The sequence below is a fragment of the Sphingomonas sp. Leaf208 genome, assembly GCF_001421415.1.
In the GTDB taxonomy this organism is placed as follows: domain Bacteria; phylum Pseudomonadota; class Alphaproteobacteria; order Sphingomonadales; family Sphingomonadaceae; genus Sphingomonas.
In genome coordinates this window covers 444,725-462,074 of sequence record NZ_LMKH01000035.1, presented here as the reverse complement: position 1 = coordinate 462,074, position 17,350 = coordinate 444,725, and the positions used below count along the sequence as shown (strand labels likewise).

22 protein-coding genes are annotated in these 17,350 nt (G+C 64.9%); 18 read left to right on the top strand and 4 right to left on the bottom strand.

All coding sequences use genetic code 11. The annotated features are described in order from the left end of the window. The first annotated feature begins 80 nt into the window (after window positions 1–80). The 14 genes from ASE69_RS17110 (at window position 81) to ASE69_RS17045 (ending at window position 11,223) form a co-directional block, all read left to right on the top strand. Window positions 81–653, top strand: coding sequence for a NifU family protein (locus tag ASE69_RS17110; protein WP_056489496.1), 573 nt, complete (start codon window positions 81–83; stop codon window positions 651–653). Continuing rightward, window positions 653–1,246: a malonic semialdehyde reductase gene (locus ASE69_RS17105; protein ID WP_056489219.1), complete on the top strand. Its 594-nt coding sequence runs from the start codon at window positions 653–655 to the stop codon at window positions 1,244–1,246. Before ASE69_RS17110 ends, ASE69_RS17105 begins: the two co-directional genes overlap by 1 nt. Before the next feature lie 120 nt (window positions 1,247–1,366). Further along, the gene (gene tsaB, locus ASE69_RS17100) at window positions 1,367–1,984 is read left to right on the top strand and encodes a tRNA (adenosine(37)-N6)-threonylcarbamoyltransferase complex dimerization subunit type 1 TsaB (RefSeq protein ID WP_056489217.1); all 618 of its coding nucleotides are present in this window, start codon (window positions 1,367–1,369) and stop codon (window positions 1,982–1,984) included. After that, window positions 1,984–2,472 (top strand): GNAT family N-acetyltransferase, encoded by a 489-nt coding sequence (locus ASE69_RS17095; protein ID WP_056489215.1) that lies wholly within the window; start codon window positions 1,984–1,986, stop codon window positions 2,470–2,472. Before tsaB ends, ASE69_RS17095 begins: the two co-directional genes overlap by 1 nt. A 74-nt stretch (window positions 2,473–2,546) precedes the next feature. Further along, window positions 2,547–2,969, top strand: a complete 423-nt coding sequence (locus tag ASE69_RS17090) for a Fur family transcriptional regulator (protein WP_056047123.1) — start codon at window positions 2,547–2,549, stop codon at window positions 2,967–2,969. Window positions 2,970–3,000: 31 nt separating this feature from the next. After that, window positions 3,001–3,687 carry a lysophospholipid acyltransferase family protein gene (locus ASE69_RS17085; protein ID WP_235518910.1) on the top strand — a complete coding sequence of 229 codons (687 nt, stop codon included), beginning with the start codon at window positions 3,001–3,003 and terminating at the stop codon, window positions 3,685–3,687. A 321-nt stretch (window positions 3,688–4,008) separates the two neighbouring features. Further along, window positions 4,009–5,325: a tRNA (N6-isopentenyl adenosine(37)-C2)-methylthiotransferase MiaB gene (miaB, locus tag ASE69_RS17080; protein ID WP_082453191.1), complete on the top strand. Its 1,317-nt coding sequence runs from the start codon at window positions 4,009–4,011 to the stop codon at window positions 5,323–5,325. A gap of 383 nt (window positions 5,326–5,708) precedes the next feature. Then, a complete protein-coding gene (locus ASE69_RS17075) occupies window positions 5,709–6,713 on the top strand; it encodes a PhoH family protein (protein ID WP_056489208.1) in 1,005 nt (334 codons plus the stop codon). 48 nt (window positions 6,714–6,761) lie between these two features. Next, on the top strand, window positions 6,762–7,019 hold the full coding sequence (locus tag ASE69_RS17070; protein ID WP_056489494.1) for a type II toxin-antitoxin system VapB family antitoxin: 258 nt from the start codon (window positions 6,762–6,764) through the stop codon (window positions 7,017–7,019). Next, a complete protein-coding gene (locus tag ASE69_RS17065) occupies window positions 7,016–7,411 on the top strand; it encodes a type II toxin-antitoxin system VapC family toxin (protein ID WP_056489207.1) in 396 nt (131 codons plus the stop codon). Before ASE69_RS17070 ends, ASE69_RS17065 begins: the two co-directional genes overlap by 4 nt. A 9-nt stretch (window positions 7,412–7,420) precedes the next feature. Then, a complete protein-coding gene (ybeY, locus tag ASE69_RS17060; protein ID WP_056489205.1) occupies window positions 7,421–7,930 on the top strand; it encodes an rRNA maturation RNase YbeY in 510 nt (169 codons plus the stop codon). 8 nt (window positions 7,931–7,938) lie between these two features. Beyond that, the gene (locus tag ASE69_RS17055) at window positions 7,939–8,835 is read left to right on the top strand and encodes a hemolysin family protein (RefSeq protein WP_056489203.1); all 897 of its coding nucleotides are present in this window, start codon (window positions 7,939–7,941) and stop codon (window positions 8,833–8,835) included. Window positions 8,836–8,908: 73 nt separating this feature from the next. After that, window positions 8,909–9,502: an outer membrane protein gene (locus tag ASE69_RS17050; protein WP_082453190.1), complete on the top strand. Its 594-nt coding sequence runs from the start codon at window positions 8,909–8,911 to the stop codon at window positions 9,500–9,502. 392 nt (window positions 9,503–9,894) lie between these two features. Next, window positions 9,895–11,223 (top strand): PQQ-dependent sugar dehydrogenase, encoded by a 1,329-nt coding sequence (locus ASE69_RS17045; RefSeq protein WP_056489199.1) that lies wholly within the window; start codon window positions 9,895–9,897, stop codon window positions 11,221–11,223. Window positions 11,224–11,421: 198 nt separating this feature from the next. Here ASE69_RS17045 and ASE69_RS17040 read toward each other — a convergent pair whose 3' ends face one another. Both ASE69_RS17040 and ASE69_RS17035 read right to left on the bottom strand, forming a co-directional pair. Then, entirely contained in the window at window positions 11,422–11,619 is a 198-nt protein-coding gene (locus tag ASE69_RS17040; protein WP_056489197.1) for a DUF2007 domain-containing protein, read from the bottom strand. After that, window positions 11,616–12,176, bottom strand: a complete 561-nt coding sequence (locus ASE69_RS17035; protein ID WP_056489196.1) for a pyridoxamine 5'-phosphate oxidase family protein — start codon at window positions 12,174–12,176, stop codon at window positions 11,616–11,618. The genes ASE69_RS17040 and ASE69_RS17035 overlap by 4 nt, the downstream gene beginning before the upstream one ends. Window positions 12,177–12,225: 49 nt before the next feature. Between ASE69_RS17035 and ASE69_RS17030 the strand changes: the two genes are divergently transcribed. Both ASE69_RS17030 and ASE69_RS17025 read left to right on the top strand, forming a co-directional pair. Next, window positions 12,226–12,471, top strand: a complete 246-nt coding sequence (locus ASE69_RS17030; protein WP_056489194.1) for a type II toxin-antitoxin system CcdA family antitoxin — start codon at window positions 12,226–12,228, stop codon at window positions 12,469–12,471. Beyond that, window positions 12,472–12,762: a CcdB family protein gene (locus ASE69_RS17025; protein ID WP_056489192.1), complete on the top strand. Its 291-nt coding sequence runs from the start codon at window positions 12,472–12,474 to the stop codon at window positions 12,760–12,762. Here ASE69_RS17025 and tldD read toward each other — a convergent pair. Both tldD and ASE69_RS17015 read right to left on the bottom strand, forming a co-directional pair. Further along, window positions 12,759–14,186, bottom strand: a complete 1,428-nt coding sequence (gene tldD, locus ASE69_RS17020) for a metalloprotease TldD (protein WP_056489190.1) — start codon at window positions 14,184–14,186, stop codon at window positions 12,759–12,761. The two genes, ASE69_RS17025 and tldD, sit on opposite strands and share 4 nt — an antisense overlap. A gap of 18 nt (window positions 14,187–14,204) precedes the next feature. Then, the gene (locus tag ASE69_RS17015; RefSeq protein ID WP_031393477.1) at window positions 14,205–14,438 is read right to left on the bottom strand and encodes a zinc-finger domain-containing protein; all 234 of its coding nucleotides are present in this window, start codon (window positions 14,436–14,438) and stop codon (window positions 14,205–14,207) included. Between the two features lie 299 nt (window positions 14,439–14,737). Between ASE69_RS17015 and ASE69_RS17010 the strand changes: the two genes are divergently transcribed. Further along, on the top strand, window positions 14,738–15,676 hold the full coding sequence (locus tag ASE69_RS17010) for an ABC transporter ATP-binding protein (RefSeq protein ID WP_056489188.1): 939 nt from the start codon (window positions 14,738–14,740) through the stop codon (window positions 15,674–15,676). After that, a complete protein-coding gene (gene nadB, locus ASE69_RS17005; protein WP_056489186.1) occupies window positions 15,673–17,250 on the top strand; it encodes an L-aspartate oxidase in 1,578 nt (525 codons plus the stop codon). The genes ASE69_RS17010 and nadB overlap by 4 nt, the downstream gene beginning before the upstream one ends. The last annotated feature ends 100 nt before the right edge of the window (window positions 17,251–17,350 follow it).

The window sequence follows — 17,350 nt, the reverse complement described above, 5'->3', positions numbered from 1 at the left end:
GGAATGCCCCTCACCCCCCGAAAGAAACCGTTTCCCGTTCCGCGCTTGATCCCCCGCCCCCTTCGGGCCACATGCCCTTCATGCTCATCGAAACGGAATCCACTCCCAACCCGTCGACGCTGAAGTTCCTCCCGGGACGCACCGTCATGGAAGCCGGCACGCGCGACTTCGCGACCCCCGAAGAGGCCGAGGTGAGTTCGCTCGCCGATGCGATCTTTGGCCTCGGCGACGTCACCGGCGTGTTCTTCGGCCGCGATTTCGTGTCGGTCACCGCCGCGCCCGGTACCGCCTGGTCGGACCTGAAGCCCGACGTGCTCGCGATCCTGCTCGATCATTTCTCCGCGGCGATGCCGCTGTTCAAGCCCGCGCGCGCTGGCTTCTCGGTGCCGTCCGACGAGCCGGCACTGTCGGACGATCCCGCCGATGCTGACATCGTCGCGCAGATCCGTGAACTGATCGACACGCGCGTCCGCCCCGCGGTCGCGAACGACGGCGGCGACATCGTCTATCGCGGCTTCGACAAGGGCAAGGTGTTACTTCAGCTCCAGGGCGCCTGCGCCGGCTGCCCGTCGTCGAGCGCCACGCTCAAGAACGGCATCGAGCAGTTGCTGAAATACTATGTTCCCGAAGTCACCGAAGTGAGAGCCGTCTGATGCGTCAGAAACTCGACGACACCGTCCTCGACGCCGTCTTCCGCGATGCCCGCAGCTATAACGGCTACACCGATCAACCGGTCGCCGAGTCCGAGCTGCACGCGATCTGGGACCTGATGAAATGGGGTCCGACCTCCGCCAACCAGCTCCCCGCGCGCCTGACCTGGGTCACCAGCGACGAGGCCAAGCAGAAGCTCGCCGATGCATGCAGCGCGCAGAACCAGCCGAAGATCCTCAACGCCCCCGTGTCGGTGATCATCGGCATGGACACGAATTTCCACGAGCATTTGCCCGAGCTATTCCCGCACGCCGATGCGAAGTCGTGGTTCGACGGCAACGCCGAACTGCGTGAGGCGTCCGCGTTCCGCAACTCGACGTTGCAGGGGGCGTATTTCATCATCGCCGCGCGGATGCTCGGGCTCGATACCGGGCCGATGTCGGGCTTCGACGCAGGCAAGGTCGATGCGGCGTTCTTCCATGAAACGCCGGCGGTGCGGACCAACTTCATCTCGACGCTCGGCCACGGCGATCCCGCGACGATCTACGCCCGCTCGCCCCGCCCCGACTTCGCGAAGTTCAACAGCATCGCTTGAGGCGGGACCTGCTCCCTCTCCCCTGCGGGGAGAGGGTCGGGGTGAGGGGCAGTTGGGAAGGGCAGCGCTTGCGGCGCTCCTCACCCTGCCCTCCCCCCTGAGGGGAGAGGGTAAGAAGTAATGCGCACTTTAGTCATCGAAACATCCACCACCGCCTGCTCGGTCGCCCTCATCGAAGACGGCGCCGTCATCGCCCGCGCGCACGAAGTCGTCGGCCGCGGCCACGCCGAGCGCCTCATTCCGATGATCGCCGAGTTGCCCGAAGGTGGCCGAGCAGACCGCATCATAGTCGATTGCGGCCCCGGCAGCTTCACCGGCGTCCGCGTCGGGATCGCCGCAGCCCGTGGCCTCGCGCTCGGCTGGGGCGCGGAAATTGCCGGTTTTTCCTCGCTTCCGCTCATCGCCGCCGCCGGTTTCGCCGACCGCTTAACCGACGATATTGCGGTGATCATGGAAGGCGGGCATGGCGAGGTCTTCATGCAAGCGTTCTCCGCCGATCTGTCGCCGCGATCCGACATGGTATCGCTGAAGCCCGACGCCACGCTCGCCGCGCTGGCAGGACGGCGCGCAGTCGGCAACGGCATCCGCTGGCTCGCCGCACTCGACGACAGGTTGGACCTCACCGAAGCACTCCCCGACGCAGCCGCCGCGATCCTGCTGCCGGCAGCACTGACCGCGCTAGCGCCAAGCCCGATCTACGGCCGTGCCCCCGACGCCAAGCCGTCGGTCCCGAAATAATGGCCACGCGCCAGGCCGCCACGCGCACCGTCACGCTCCGCACCGGCGACGCCCGCGATCTCGCGATCGTCGACGCACTGATGACCGAGGCGTTCGACCCGCGCTACGGCGAGGCGTGGACGCGCAGCCAGTGCCTCGGCGTGCTCGCACTGACCGGCGTCCACCTGACGATTGCGTTCGTCGACGATTTCCCCGCCGGCTTCACGATGACCCGGTCGGTCGCCGACGAAGCCGAACTCCTGCTGATCGCGGTCGCGCCAGACTATCGCCGCCGCGGCGTCGGCACCGCGCTGATCCGCGCGGCGATCGCCGATTGCTCGGTCGGTAGCATCGCCAAGCTCCACCTCGAGGTCCGCGCCGGCAACGACGCGGTCAAGATGTACGACGCGCACGGCTTCACCAAGGTCGGCGAACGCCGCGCCTACTACCGTGGTAAGACCGGCGTTGCGTATGACGCACATACATATTCGAAAGATATCAACAGCTAAGGCTTATTGCGAGTCACTATCCCTTTTCGCAACAGCGCGGAGGCCCTACATGGCACTCAACGAGGGAACGACACATGCCGCGCAAAATCGATCTGGAAGCACTCTGCAACGAGAAGGGCCTGCGCATCACCGAGCAGCGCCGCGTCATCGCGCGCGTGCTGTCCGAGGCTGACGACCATCCCGACGTCGAGAAGGTCTATGAGCGCGCATCGCAGATCGACCCCGGCATCTCGATCGCGACGGTGTACCGCACGGTCCGCCTGTTCGAGGAAGCCGGCATCCTCGACCGCCACGATTTCGGCGACGGCCGCGCGCGCTACGAGCCTGCCCCGGAAGCGCATCACGATCACCTGATCGACGTCGAGAGCGGCAAGGTGATCGAATTCGTCGATCCCGAACTCGAGCAGTTGCAGAAGGCGATCGCCGAGAAGCTGGGCTTCCGCTTGGTCGATCACCGCATGGAACTCTACGGCGTCGCGCTTACTCGCAAGGACTGACGCGATCGGCCGGATCCGCCTTGGCGCGCGGTTGGCGGCGCTGCTGGTCGCGCTGATCCTGGCGCTGCCGTTGCATGGGATGTGGCGGCTATTCGGGCGCAAATCGCCGTGGCCGCCGCGCTTTCTCGGATTAGTCGCGCGGATTGTCGGCGCCAAGGCGCATGTCGCCGGTACCCCGCTTCGCCACGACGTGGTCTTCGTCTCGAACCATCTGAGCTGGATCGACATCCTCCTCCTGTCCGGCGCGACGGGCAGCGCGTTCGTGGCGAAATCCGAACTCCGCAGCGCCCCGCTGGTCGGCTGGCTCTGCACGCTCAACCATACCATCTTCGTCTCGCGTGCGGACCGCATGGCGGTAACCGCCCAGATCGCTCAAATCCGCGACGCGTTGGCGGCAGACTGGCCCATAACCCTCTTCCCCGAGGGCACGACGGGAGACGGCACCACGCTCCTACCCTTCAAAGCCGCGTTGCTGGCAGCCCTCGACCCGCCCCCGCCCGGTGTGAAGGTCCAACCGGTCCGCATCGATTACGGCGCGGCCACCGATGAACTCGCCTGGGTCGGCGACGAGCCCGGCCAACACCACGCCGCCCGCGTTTTGAAGCGCCGGGGCAATTTCGTCGCAACGCTGCACTTCGCCGAACCCTTCGACCCCGCAGAATACGGCGACCGAAAAGCCATAGCCGCCGAAGCCCGCCGCCGCATGGAAGCGCTGTAAGCCACGAACAATAGAGTGTTCTCCCGCGAAGGCGGGAGTCCAGACTGGGCCCCCGCCTTCGCGGGAGAACAAGGGAGGGACGCTCCATCCATCCCCAACAGGAACACCACCCCGCAAACTGAAACTCCACCCCGGCGAAGGCCGGGGCCCAATTGGGGGACGTCGCTAACGGAAGACGGCGCTTCGTTACTGCGACCTTTCCAATTGGACCCCGGCCTTCGCCGGGGCGGTGCCTGACGCGAAGAGGTGCCCGGGAACCGTGGGAGGCAACCTAGCAACGCCCCCTCCCCCCACGCGCACAAATTTGGTAGGGCCTCCCGCATGTCTCCCCCAAAAACCTTCCACGTAAAATCCTTCGGCTGCCAGATGAACGTCTACGACGGCGAGCGCATGGCCGAACTGATGGCCGCCCAGGGCCTCACCCAGGCCGATGCGATCGACGCCGACGTCGTCGTCCTGAACACGTGCCACATCCGCGAACGCGCCACCGAAAAGGTCTATTCGGACATCGGTCGCCTCCGGAAGGACCAGCGCCGCAAGTCCGGCAAGACTCCCATGATCGCCGTCGCCGGCTGCGTCGCACAGGCCGAGGGCGAGGAGATCTTCACCCGCGCGAAAGTCGACATCGTCGTCGGCCCGCAAGCCTATCACAACCTTCCCGATCTCGTGGCGAAAGCCGCCGCCGGCACGCCCTCGCTCGACACCGACATGCCGCTGCTGTCGAAGTTCGGCGCGCTCCCCGCGCGTCGGAAGGTCGCCCCCTCGGCGTTCCTGACCGTGCAGGAAGGCTGCGACAAATTCTGCACCTACTGCGTCGTCCCCTACACGCGGGGCGCGGAAATCAGCCGCCCGTTCGCCGCCATCGTCGACGAAGCCAAGGCGCTGGTCGACGCCGGCGCGCGCGAGATCACTTTGCTCGGCCAGAACGTCAACGCCTGGAGCGAAAACGAGCGTGGCCTGCACGACCTGATCCGCGACCTCGACCGCATCCCGGGCCTCGCGCGCATCCGCTACACCACCAGCCACCCCAACGACATGACCCAAGGGCTGATCGACGCGCACCGCGACATCGAAAGCCTGATGCCGTTCCTCCACCTCCCCGTGCAGGCCGGCAGCGACCGCGTGCTGAAGGCGATGAACCGCAGCCACACCCGCGACTCCTACCTCCGGCTGCTCGACCGCGTCCGCGAAGTCCGTCCCGACATCGCACTGTCCGGCGACTTCATCGTCGGCTTCCCCGGCGAGACCGATGCCGAGTTCGAAGACACGCTCAGCCTCGTCGACGCGGTCGGCTACGCGCAGGCGTACAGCTTCAAATACAGCCCTCGCCCCGGCACCCCCGCGGCGTCGATCGTCGAGCAGGTCCCGGAATCGGTCATGGACGAACGCCTCCAGCGCCTCCAGGCCGCGCTCAACCGCGACCAGCACGCCTTCAACGCCGCCACCGTCGGCCGCACCTGCACCGTCTTGCTCGAACGCGCGGGAAAACTCCCGGGCCAGCTGATCGGCAAGTCCCCCTGGCTGCAATCGGTCCACCTGATCGGCAACCACGCGATCGGCGACCTGGTGGAAGTGACGCTGGCGGCGGCTGGCCCGAACTCCCTCACCGGCATCGAACGGATCGCAGAAGCGGCCTGAGCCCCCCCTAATCCTCCCCCGCCAGGGGGAGGTGGCAGGCACTTGCCTGACGGAGGGGGAGGCAAGCGCCAACGCATGGATCCGTGTCCCCCCTCCGTCACCTACGGCGACACCTCCCCCTGGCGGGGGAGGATCGCAACGGCGTCCCTGAGGCATCAAAGCAAAACGCGCGGGCCTTGAAACCACCCCCCGCGATTTCGCTGTCCTACACCCCGATCGCCTGTCACACTCGCACCCGATGCAGCTTCGCCCACGCGACTCGAATCATCTCTCGGCCAGCGCCCCGGCGCGGCTTGAACGCGTCGCTTGGCGTGCTCATCTTCCTTTCAAAGGTTACGGTTCGACGCTTCCAGGCGTAACCTTTGACACTCTGAAAGGACCGTATGAGCCGTAAACCCGTTCCCGCCCAGTCCGGTGACCGCGCCCGAGTCGAGCTGCTGTTCGACAAGCCCCAATTGCTCGTCCGGCTCTTCGGCCAGTACGACCAGAACCTGGTAGCGCTCGAAAATCGCCTAGGCGTCTACATCACCGCGCGAGGGAACAAGATCGGTTTGGAGGGCACCGCCGAGCAGGTCGCCAAGGCCCGCGACGTGCTCCACGATCTCTACGCCCGCATTCAGCGCGGCGAGGACGTCGACGCAGGCTTGGTCGATGCGTCGATTGCGATGGCGGACGAACCCGTGCTCGAAGGCATCATCCGTGCCGATGCCGGTGGCGGTGCTGCGCCCCCGATCATGATCCGCACCCGGAAGAAGACGATCGTCCCGCGCACGCCGGCGCAGGCGCACTACATGCGCGAGCTTGCCAACAACGACATGATCTTCGCGCTCGGGCCGGCAGGTACGGGCAAGACCTATGTCGCGGTCGCCCAAGCGGTGCAGCAGCTGATCAACGGCAGCGTCCAGCGGCTGATCCTCTCACGCCCCGCGGTCGAAGCCGGTGAACGCCTCGGCTTCCTCCCCGGCGACATGAAGGAGAAGGTCGATCCGTACCTCCGCCCGCTCTACGACGCGCTCTACGACTGCCTTCCCGCGGAACAGGTCGAACGTCGCATCGCATCGGGCGAAATCGAGGTCGCCCCGATCGCCTTCATGCGCGGGCGCACCCTTGCGGATGCCTTCGTCATCCTCGACGAAGCGCAGAACACCACGCCGGCGCAGATGAAGATGTTCCTCACCCGCTTCGGCCAGAACAGCCGCATGGTGATCTGCGGCGATCCGAAGCAGGTCGACATCCCCGGCGGCGTCGCGGCGTCCGGCTTGGCAGATGCAGTCCGGCGGCTGGAAGGCATCGAGAGCATCTCGATGTGCCGCTTCACCGTCGGCGACGTCGTGCGCCACCCGATCGTCGGCCGCGTCGTCGAGGCCTATGAAGGAACCGATGGTTGATGCGTGGGATATCCCGGAGTATATCCGGGATATCCCAGGAGGATGACGATGGCGTCTCTCTACATCAAGGACAACGAAACCGCCGAACTCGCGACGGAGCTTGCGGTGCGTCTCGGTGTGACAAAGACCGAGGTCGTTCGTGATCTACTGCGTAAGCGCAAAGCGGAACTGGCACCGGAAGCTGCTCCGCTGAGCATGCGAGAACGATTGCGCGTATGGCGCGAGGCGCATCCATTAGGCGAGTCCACAGGACTTGAGGCCGACAAGGCCTTCTACGATTCGTTGAACGATGAGGACGACGATTGACCATTCTCGTCGACGCATCCGCTATCGTCGCAATCGTTCACGGCGAGCCGGAAGCGGATGATTTCGCCGATGTGATCGAGGCGCACGTCGACCGCTATTATTGCGCGGTCGGCGCGTGGGAAGCAGCGCAGGCCGTCGCAAGATTGAAAGCCGTCAGCCTCCAGCAGGCGGCCGACCTCATTTCGAGCTTTGCGTATGAAGCCGGACTTCGTCTCGTGCCGATCGCGGAAAGTGAGCGCCGAGAGGCGATTGTCGCGGCGGCGCGCTACGGCAAGGGCCGTCACCCCGCCCGTCTCAACATGGGCGATTGTTTCGCCTATGCCTGCGCGAAAACCCATGGCGCGGAACTTCTCTACAAAGGTAATGATTTCGCCCTCACCGATCTCGCCTGAAGGACCTGCATGCTCGAAATCGCGCTCTCCTCCGACGCCCCCTGGCCTGAGCAGGATTGGGACGTCCTCGCCCTGCGCGCAGCAACGGCAGCGATCCAGCGGACCCCGCACGGCGAACTGCTGACGAGCGCAGCCACGGTCGAGATCTCGATCCGGCTCGCATCGGACGACGAGGTCCACACCCTTAACAAGCAATACCGCCAGAAGGACAAGCCGACCAACGTCCTGTCCTTCCCGATGGTCCAGGCGGACTTGCTGGAGACTATCACTCAGAATTCGGACGATGGCGAGGTGCTGCTGGGCGACATCATCCTCGCGCACGGCGTATGCGTCGCGGAGGCCGGCGAGCGTGGCATTTCGGTCGAGGATCACGCAATGCATCTGATGGTGCACGGCACGCTGCATCTGCTAGGCTATGATCATATCGACGACGACGAAGCCGAGGGCATGGAGCAGATCGAACGCGACGCGCTCGCCGCCTTGGGCCTCCACGACCCTTACCTGATAACAGAGGACTGACGACCACGATGGCCGATGGCCCCAATGCCGGTAACGGCGATAGTAGCGACAGTATCTGGCGCGGGCTCAAGGGCCTGATCTTCGGTGCTCAAGACGAATCCCTTCGCGACCAGCTCGAGGATGCGATCGACCGGCACGAGGGCGATCCCGCCCCCGATGCGAAGGGTGATCTCACCCCGCTCGAGCGCCAGATGGTCCGCAACCTGCTCCACTTCAGCGAGCGCGATGCCGGCGACGTCGGCGTGCCGCGCGCCGACATCATCGCGGTCGAGGAAGACACGCCGTTCGCCGATCTCGTCAAGCTGTTCGCCGAAGCTGGTCACAGCCGCCTGCCGGTGTACCGCGACAACCTCGATACGATCATCGGCATGGTTCACATCAAGGACGTCTTCAACATCCTCGCGACCGGTGCCGAGCATCCAACGTCGATCACGGGGCTTATCCGCGAGCCGCTCTACGCGCCAATGTCGCGTGGTGCGCTCGATCTGCTCGCGGACATGCGCCAGAAGCACGTCCACCTGACGATCGTGCTCGACGAATACTCTGGAACCGAGGGTCTGGTGACGTTCGAGGACCTGATCGAGGAGATCGTCGGCGAGGTCGAGGACGAACATGACGAGGCGCCACAGGTGCTGATGACGCCGATCGAAGGCGGCGCCTGGGATGCCGACGCCCGCGCCGAGCTGGAAGACGCCGCAGAACTGATCGACCCCCGTCTGGCGGAGGTCGATGGCGATATCGACACGCTAGGCGGCTTGGCGGCGCTTCTTGCCGGGCATGTCCCGCAGATCGGCGAATGCGTCGATCACCCGAGTGGCTGGAAGCTGGAGATCATCGACGCCGACGAACGCCGCATAAATCGCCTGCGCCTCCATCCGCCGAAGGTCGAATTGATCGAAGACTGATCAATCTCCTCGATCTGCAAAACCCCGTTCATTTCGATCCGGCAATGATCGTCACTCCATAGGGAGATTGGCGATGCGGTATGCAATGGGTCTGGCGATGATGACGATCGCGAATGGAGCCGCGGCACAGACTGTCGACCGTCCGTTCACCGGTCCGTCGATAGGGATTGAGGCGGGGCTGCTCGAGCATCATTTTGCGCTCGAGTTCGAAGAATATGAGAACGATACGCTCGTCTCCCGGTACGACCGCTATTATCGTGCCAATGGCTTGGGTGAAGGCGTATTCGCCGGCTACGATATCGCCGCCTCGCGTAACTGGCGACTGGGCGTCGAGATCGCGGGGACCGCTGGTGGCCGCGACAACAGGGCGACGTTCGAGGGCCTCGTCTACGACCAGAAGCCAAAGTTTGGCGTCCGGGGCACCGTGCGAGCCGGTTACGTTCTGACACCGCGCCTGATGGCATATGGCTCGGTCGGCTATGGGGGTAACAAATACCGCATTCGCGACCAGATCGGGATAGGCGATGAGTTCGGGTGGGGAAGCAGCTTCGTTGTAGGCGGTGGTGCCGAGTATCGGATCGATCGCCGCTACGGCGTGCGTATGGACGTCAAGCATGTCGACAACCAGACTTGGCAGGCGTTCGTGGGCGTGCCGATCAGGTTCTGACCTTCACAAGCTGACGTGGTCGGCAATAGTCGTAGCTGAACAATGCCGACGTGATCTATTGCCGGTGCGTGCGTTGGCGGAGATGCATACGCCGATGATGCGAACGAGACGTCGCGGGTGCATTCGTGAAGGTTTGGAACAAGGTGAGGAACGCCGGCTTCGGCTTGTCGGGCGTCTCGTAAAGCAAGGCGTCATGAGGACCAGCCATCAGCGGCAATCCCGGCCTTTCACCCCTCCCAGAAACGAAGGGCGGGACCGCGACGCGCAGCAACGGCACAGAGAAGATCATCGCAAGCGTATCGCTCGTGGAAGTCCCGCTCCACGGCTACGCGAATCCCCTTCCCGTGCGGGGGAGGATTGCCCCGGCCCCCTCGTCCCCCTAATCTCTCGCCATGCGCAAACACATTCTCATCGTCCTCGGGCTGATCCTGCTCGTGATCGCCGCGGGCGTCACGTATCTCGCCTGGCCCGATACGGCGGAATTGTCGGTCGACCAGGTCGCCGGCAAGCTGCCCAAGATCACCGATCCCCGCATCCAGACGATCCCGACCGTCAAGGTCGCGAAGGTCGTCGGCTGGCAGAACGGCGCGATGCCGACGCCTGCCGCGGGTCTCAAGGTCCAGCCGTTCGCGACAGGGCTCGACCACCCGCGCTGGATGTACCGCCTCCCCAACGGCGACGTGCTGGTCGCCGAGACGAACTCGCCGCCACGCGAAGGCGGCGGGATCACTGGCTGGGTGATGAAGGTGCTAATGGGCCGCGCCGGCGCCGGCGTGCAGTCGGCCAACCGCATCACGCTGCTGCGCGACGCGAACGGTGATGGCGTGGCGGAAACGAAGTCGGTGTTCATGACCGGACTCAACTCGCCGTTCGGCATGACGCTGCTCGACGGCCAGCTCTACATCGGCAACACCGACGCGCTCGTCCGCGTGCCCTACACTGACGGCGCGACCAAGATCACCGCCAAGCCCGAGCTCGTCATCAAGCTCAATCCCGGCGGCAATCACTGGGCGCGCAACGTGATCGCGGCGGCTGACGGCAAGACGCTCTACGTCGGCGTCGGCTCGTCCTCGAACATCGCCGAGAACGGCATGGACGCCGAGAAATACCGCGCCAACATCCTGCAGGTCTGGCCGAAGGACAAGAACTGGCGGATCTACGCCGCCGGCCTGCGCAACCCCAACGGCATGGCGATCAACCCCAAGTCCGGCGGGCTGTGGACCGTCGTCAACGAGCGCGACATGCTCGGCTCCGACCTCGCACCCGATTACCTGACGCAGGTCGAGTTCGGCGATCACTTCGGCTGGCCCTGGTATTATTGGGGCGGCTACCCCGACAGCCGCGTCGAACCAAAGAATCCTGCGCTACAGCAATACGCCAAGCGCCCCGACTACGCGCTCGGACCGCACGTCGCTGCGCTCGGCCTGACCTTCTCCGCGGACGCAAAACTCGGCGCGAGGTTCGCCAACGGCGCGTTCGTCGGCGAGCACGGCTCGTGGAACCGCAAGCCGGTGTCGGGCTACAAGGTCGTCTACGTACCCTTCGGCGACACCGGCTTCCCGGCGGCGAATGCAAAGCCGGTCGATGTGCTCGGCGGATTCCTGAACAAGGACGGCGACGCGCAGGGTCGTCCGGTCGGCGTCATCACCGACAAGACCGGTGGCCTGCTGGTCGCGGACGACGTCGGCAACGCGATCTGGCGGGTTAGCGCTGGGGGCTGATCATGGCGGGCAGGGATTTGGCACCGCCCGTCTAGATTTGCACGACCGGCACCCAATTCCCGTCATCCCCGCGGAGGCGGGGATCCATAAACTCAAAGGGTCGTCGATAACCCGCGAGCTTTGCCAGTATGGGTTCCCGCCTGCGCGGGAATGACGATAGGGGTAGGCGACTTCCTTAAGAGCGCTTGCCCCGTCCCCTCAACCGGTTAGGATTCTCCGGGCCTCGTCCAGGTCATCCTCGTCGACCATCACGCGGACCGGGATCAGCAACCAGCTGCCCTCCATGATCGACATCCCGCCATCGAACGCGATCGCGGGGATGCCTTCGCTCTCGAGCCGCCCGACGATGATATGCGCCTCGTTGCGGCCGTACCGCCCCAGTTCGACCAGGCTCATGCGCCGACGCGATCCGGCAGAACGGTGCCGAGCCGAACCGGCAAGCCATCGATGCTCGCAATCGGCCCCGCCAATTCCTCGGTCCGTTCGGCATCGGATTGCCTGGCGTGATATTTCGACAGGGTCTGGCGTTCGCGGTCGAGCGTCATGAACGGTACACCCCAGCCGCAACTCGTCTGCACCTCGTCGACCGCAATTACGAAGATCTGCCGCGTCCCAGGCAACGGCGTGAACTGCGCGTAGAGGTCAGCCCAGCCGTCATCCTGCGGCAACACCGCACGCCCCTTGCCGTAAATGCGAAAGATCAGCGCAGGCTGGTCGAACGCGCAGAACATGATCGTGATGCGACCATCCACGCCCAGATGCGCGTTCGTCTCGTTCCCCGACCCACCGACGTCAAGATACGCGACCGTCTTCGGATCGAGTACGCGAAAGCTGTCCATGCCCTTGGGACTGAGATTGATCCTCGCACCTTCCGCGGCCGTTGCGACGAAAAATACCGGCTGCCGGGCAACGAACGCGCGATGGTCGTCTGTGAGTGCGGGGAAGAAGTCCATCGTTCGGCTCCGAATTGACGCGCATCGTTGACGCGCATACTCTATGCCCATGAAACATGATCCCGTCGCAACCGGCAAGCGCCAATCGGTTAATATGTCGCTCGATACCGGCATCGTAGCGGCGGCACGGGAAGCAGGGCTCAACCTCTCCCAGATCAGCGAACACGCTATCAGGCACGCAACGAAAGTCGAACAGGAGCGGCGCTGGAAGGAAGAAAATCGCGAGGCGATACAGGACTGGAACCACTGGTACGAAAAGAACGGCGATCCGCTCGCCCATTTGCGGTCGCTCTGAATGGCACAGTTCGACGTCTACCGCGTTCGCGGCAACGTGCTAGTGATCGATTGCCAATCTGATCTTCTGGCTGATTTGCCGACCCGCTTCGTGGTGCCGCTTCGTCCAATCGACACCGTCGCACTCAAGAGGCTGACGCCAACCTTCGTTGTCGACGGCACGACACTGACCATGATCACGCCGCTGGCACGCGCAATCGATGTCCGCGATATCGAAGATACCGTCACTACACTCGACGCAGCACAGTTCGAGATCAAGGCTGCGCTCGATATGTTGATCTCCGGGTTTTAGGCCGCCGTCCCGCCGACCGTAAGCCCATCGACCAGCAACGTCGGCTGCCCGACGCCAGCCGGCACCGACTGCCCGCCCTTGCCGCAGATCCCGATGCCCTCGTCGAGCGCGAAGTCGTTGCCGATGCCGCGCACCTTGGTCAGCGAACTCGGACCGTCGCCGATCAGCGTCGCGCCCTTGATCGGTGCGCCCAGCTTGCCGTCCTCGATCAGATACGCCTCGGTGCAGCTGAACACGAACTTGCCCGACACGATATCGACCTGCCCGCCGCCGAATGCCTTGGCGAAGATGCCCTTCTTCACACGGCTCAACAGTTCGGCGGGATCGTCGTTGCCCGCCTTCATGAAGGTGTTGGTCATCCGCGGCATCGGCGCGTGCGCATAGCTCTCGCGACGGCCGTTGCCGGTCGCCTCGACGCCCATCAGCCGGGCATTCAAGCGATCCTGCATATAGCCCTTGAGGATGCCGTCCTCGATCAGCACGGTCTCGCGCGTCGGCGTCCCCTCGTCATCGATCGTCAGGGAGCCGCGGCGATCCTGGAGCGAGCCGTCATCGACCACGGTGACGCCCTCGGCTGCGACACGCTCGCCGATCCGGCCGGAGAAGGCCGATGTGCCCTTGCGGTTGAAGTCGCCCTCGAGCCCGTGGCCGATCGCCTCGTGCAACAGGATGCCGGGCCAACCATTTCCAAGCAGCACGGTCATCTCGCCGGCGGGCGCGGCGATCGAATCGAGGTTTACAAGCGCCTGCGACAACGCCTCGTCGATCGCACGGTTGTACGTCGCCGGTTCGAACAGGTCAGTATAGAGATAGCGGCCACCGATCCCGTAGCTGCCGGTCTCGCGACGGCCATTCTGCTCGGCGACGATCGACACGTTGAGGCGTACCAGCGGGCGGACATCCGTCGCAAAGAACCCATCGGCGCGGACGATCTCGACGACCGACCACGTCCCTGACAGGCTGACCGAAACCTGCGCAACGCGAGGATCGCGCGCGCGCGCGGCGGCGTCGATCGTCTGGCACAAATTCACCTTGTCGGCGAACGGCACGAGATCGAGCGGATCGGCGGCGGTGTAGCGATGGCGGTTGGTGCCCTGGGGAGGACCAGCCTTGGCGGCGACACCCGGCTCGATCAGCGCCATCGTCTCGGCAGCGCGACGGATCGCAGCCGGCGTCATCTCGTTCGAATGCGCGAACGCGGTCATTTCGCCCGAGACGGCGCGCAGGCCGAAGCCCGAACTCGTGTCGTAGGAGGCGGTCTTCAGCCGACCATCGTCGAACCCGAATGCCTCGGCCTTGCGGTACTGGAGATAGAGCTCGCCGTCATCGGCCTTGCCGAGTGCCTTGGCGGTCAGCGCCTGCGCCTGCTCGGGGTCGAGCGTGTCGCGGTAGAGGAACGAACGGGGGTCTGCTGCTATCGTCATCCGATAGATATAAGCGGCTTAGCGGCCTGCGCCATCCCCGTGATCGCGCAATGTCGACTGGTCCGCGCCATCGGCAGCGCCGCCGACGAGGATAAAGCGGCGGTCGCAATAGCCGCAATCGACATAGCCGGTCTCGTCGATCTGCAACCACACGCGCGGATGGCCGAGCGCTGCACCGCCGGGAATATCGGTGGCGCCGTCGCAGGCGACGCGGGCGTGGGTGACGCGGGTGGTTTCGAGCGGCGGATGCATGAGGGGGGCGATAGCAAGGGTACGCGGGCCGGGCAATTGCTTCTTCCCGTGATCCAGAAGGAAGAATGGGTTCACGCGGAGGCGCGGAGACGCGGAGGTGTTGCGCTCGTCGCGTAGCGACTTTCCAATCACCTTTGGCGAAGCAGCTTTCCAATCACCTTTGGCGAAGCAGGTAGTGATGTCTCCCGACCGAAGACCTGAGCGCAACCCCTCCGCGGCTCCGCGCCTCCGCGTGAACAAATCTTCTTTGCAACGCCCGAGGGGATGACCAGCCCCGCCGGCCCCGCTATGCCGCAGCCATGACCGAAGCCGCGATCGCCATCAAAAACCTCAGCAAGACCTACGCGCCCGTCGGCACCGCGCCGCCCAAGCGCGCGCTCGACGACGTGACGTTCGACGTCCCCCGCGGTCAGATCTTCGGGCTGCTGGGCCCCAACGGTGCGGGCAAGTCCACGCTGATCAACATCCTCGCCGGGCTGGTCAACAAGACCGACGGCAGCGCGGCGATCTGGGGGTTCGACATCGACGAACATCCGCGCAACGCCAAGGCGTCGATCGGCATCGTCAACCAGGAGATCCTGTTCGACCCCTTCTTCTCGCCCTTCGAGACGCTCGAAATCCAGGCCGGGCTCTACGGCGTCCCCAAGGCAAAGCGCCGCACGATGGAACTGCTCCGTGCGGTCCATCTGGAAGACAAGGCGCACGCCTACGCCCGCACGCTGTCCGGTGGAATGAAGCGCCGCCTGATGGTGGCGAAAGCGATGGTCCATTCGCCCCCCGTCCTCGTCCTCGACGAGCCGACCGCAGGCGTCGACATCGAGCTGCGCCAACAGCTCTGGACCTATGTCCGCAGCCTCAACCAGGCCGGCGTGACGGTCGTCCTTACCACGCATTACCTCGAGGAAGCCGAAGAGCTCTGCGACCGGATCGCGATCATCAACAACGGCCGCCTGATCGCGAACGAACCGACGCGCGAACTGGTCGGCAAGGCGCAGGAGAAGATCGTCGCCGTCACCGTCGATCGCGACGTGACCGATATCCCCGCCAACGCCTGCTTCCAGAAGATCACGCTCAAGGGCATGCGGACGCTGGAGATCACCTACAAGAAGGACCGCGTGAACGCCGGCGAAGTCCTCGCCGCGATTCAAGGCAGCGGCTTCGGCATCGTCGACGTCTCGACCAAGGAGCCCGATCTCGAGGACGTCTTCCTCAGCCTGACCCGCGCCGCCAACGCATGACGAGCGACATCCTGATCGTCGGCTCGGGCGCCGCAGGTCTAACCGCGGCGCTCAACCTCGCCGACCGCTTCAAGGTCACGGTGTTAGCCAAGGGCGCGCTCAACGAAGGTTCGACCGCCTGGGCGCAAGGCGGGATCGCCGCGGTGCTCGAACCCGGCGACACGTTCGAGAATCATGTCGAGGACACGATGATCGCCGGCGCCGGGCTCAACGACCGCGCGATCGTAGAAATGGTCGTCGAAGGCGCCCCCGCCGCGATCGAACGCCTGACGCATCTCGGCGTGCCGTTCGAGACCGAAGGCAACGCACTCCACCTGACTCGCGAAGGTGGCCACAGCCATCGCCGCATCGTCCACGTCGCCGACGCGACCGGCTGGGCGGTGCAGGAGGCGTTGCAGAAGGCCGCCGAGGCGCATCCGAACATCACGCTAGTGCCCGACCAGATCGCGATCGACCTTGCCACTGGCCGCCACGAAGAACGCTATTCTGGATCCGGCAACGTCTGGGGCGTCTACGCGGTCGACCGCAAGACCGAACGCGTCGCCCTCTACACTGCGCGCGCGACGATTCTCGCGACCGGCGGTGCGGGCCGCACCTACCTGTTCTCGACCGCGCCCCGCGGCGCGACCGGCGACGGTATCGCGATGGCATGGCGTGCCGGCGCGCGCGTCTCCAACATGGAGATGATGCAGTTCCACCCGACCTGCCTCTACAATCTGGAGGTCAAGAACTTCCTGATTACCGAGGCGGTCCGCGGCGAAGGCGGGCGGTTGATCAACCCATCGACCGGCAAGCGCTTCATGACCTATTACGACCCCGCGCGGATGGAGCTCGCCCCCCGCGATATCGTCGCGCGCGCGATCGATGCCGAGATCAAGCGCTACGGGCTCGATTACGTCCATCTCGACATCAGCCACATGCCGCCCGAGTTCATCCGGCATCACTTCCCGAACATCCACGAGAAGCTGCTGACAGTCGGCATCGACTTGACGACGCAGCCGATCCCGGTCGTCCCCGCGCAGCATTATACGTGCGGCGGCATCGTCATCGACGAACACGGCAAGACCGATCTTCCGGGCCTGTATGCGGCAGGCGAGTGCACCGAGTCCGGCCTGCACGGCGCCAACCGGCTCGCGTCAAATTCGCTGCTCGAATGCTTTGTATTCGGCGAGGCGGCGGCGGACAGCATCGCAGCCGCGTGGGACTCGCTGCCCCCGCCCCCGCCGATCCGCCCCTGGGACGAAAGCCGCGTCACGGACTCGGACGAAGAGGTCGTGATCAAGCAGACGTGGACCGAGATCCGCCGCTTCATGTGGAATTACGTCGGCATCGTCCGCACCACCAAACGGCTCGAACGCGCCAAGCATCGCATCGAACTGCTCAACGACGAGGTCGCGGAATATTACCAGCATTTCCGCGTCACCCCCGACCTGATCGAACTGCGCAACCTGCTCCAGACCGCCGAATTGATCGTCCGATCCGCGCTGCATCGGCACGAGAGCCGGGGGCTGCATTTCACGCTCGACTACCCCGAGACGCTACCGGAGGCGGTCGATACGGTTCTCGTTCCCTAGCATGACGGCGGCTCAGCGCATCGTCGGCGCGCTTCGTCGCAGCGACGTGCTGCCGCAGTTTCGCGTGGCCGATCAACGGATAAGGATCGATGCTTCAGTG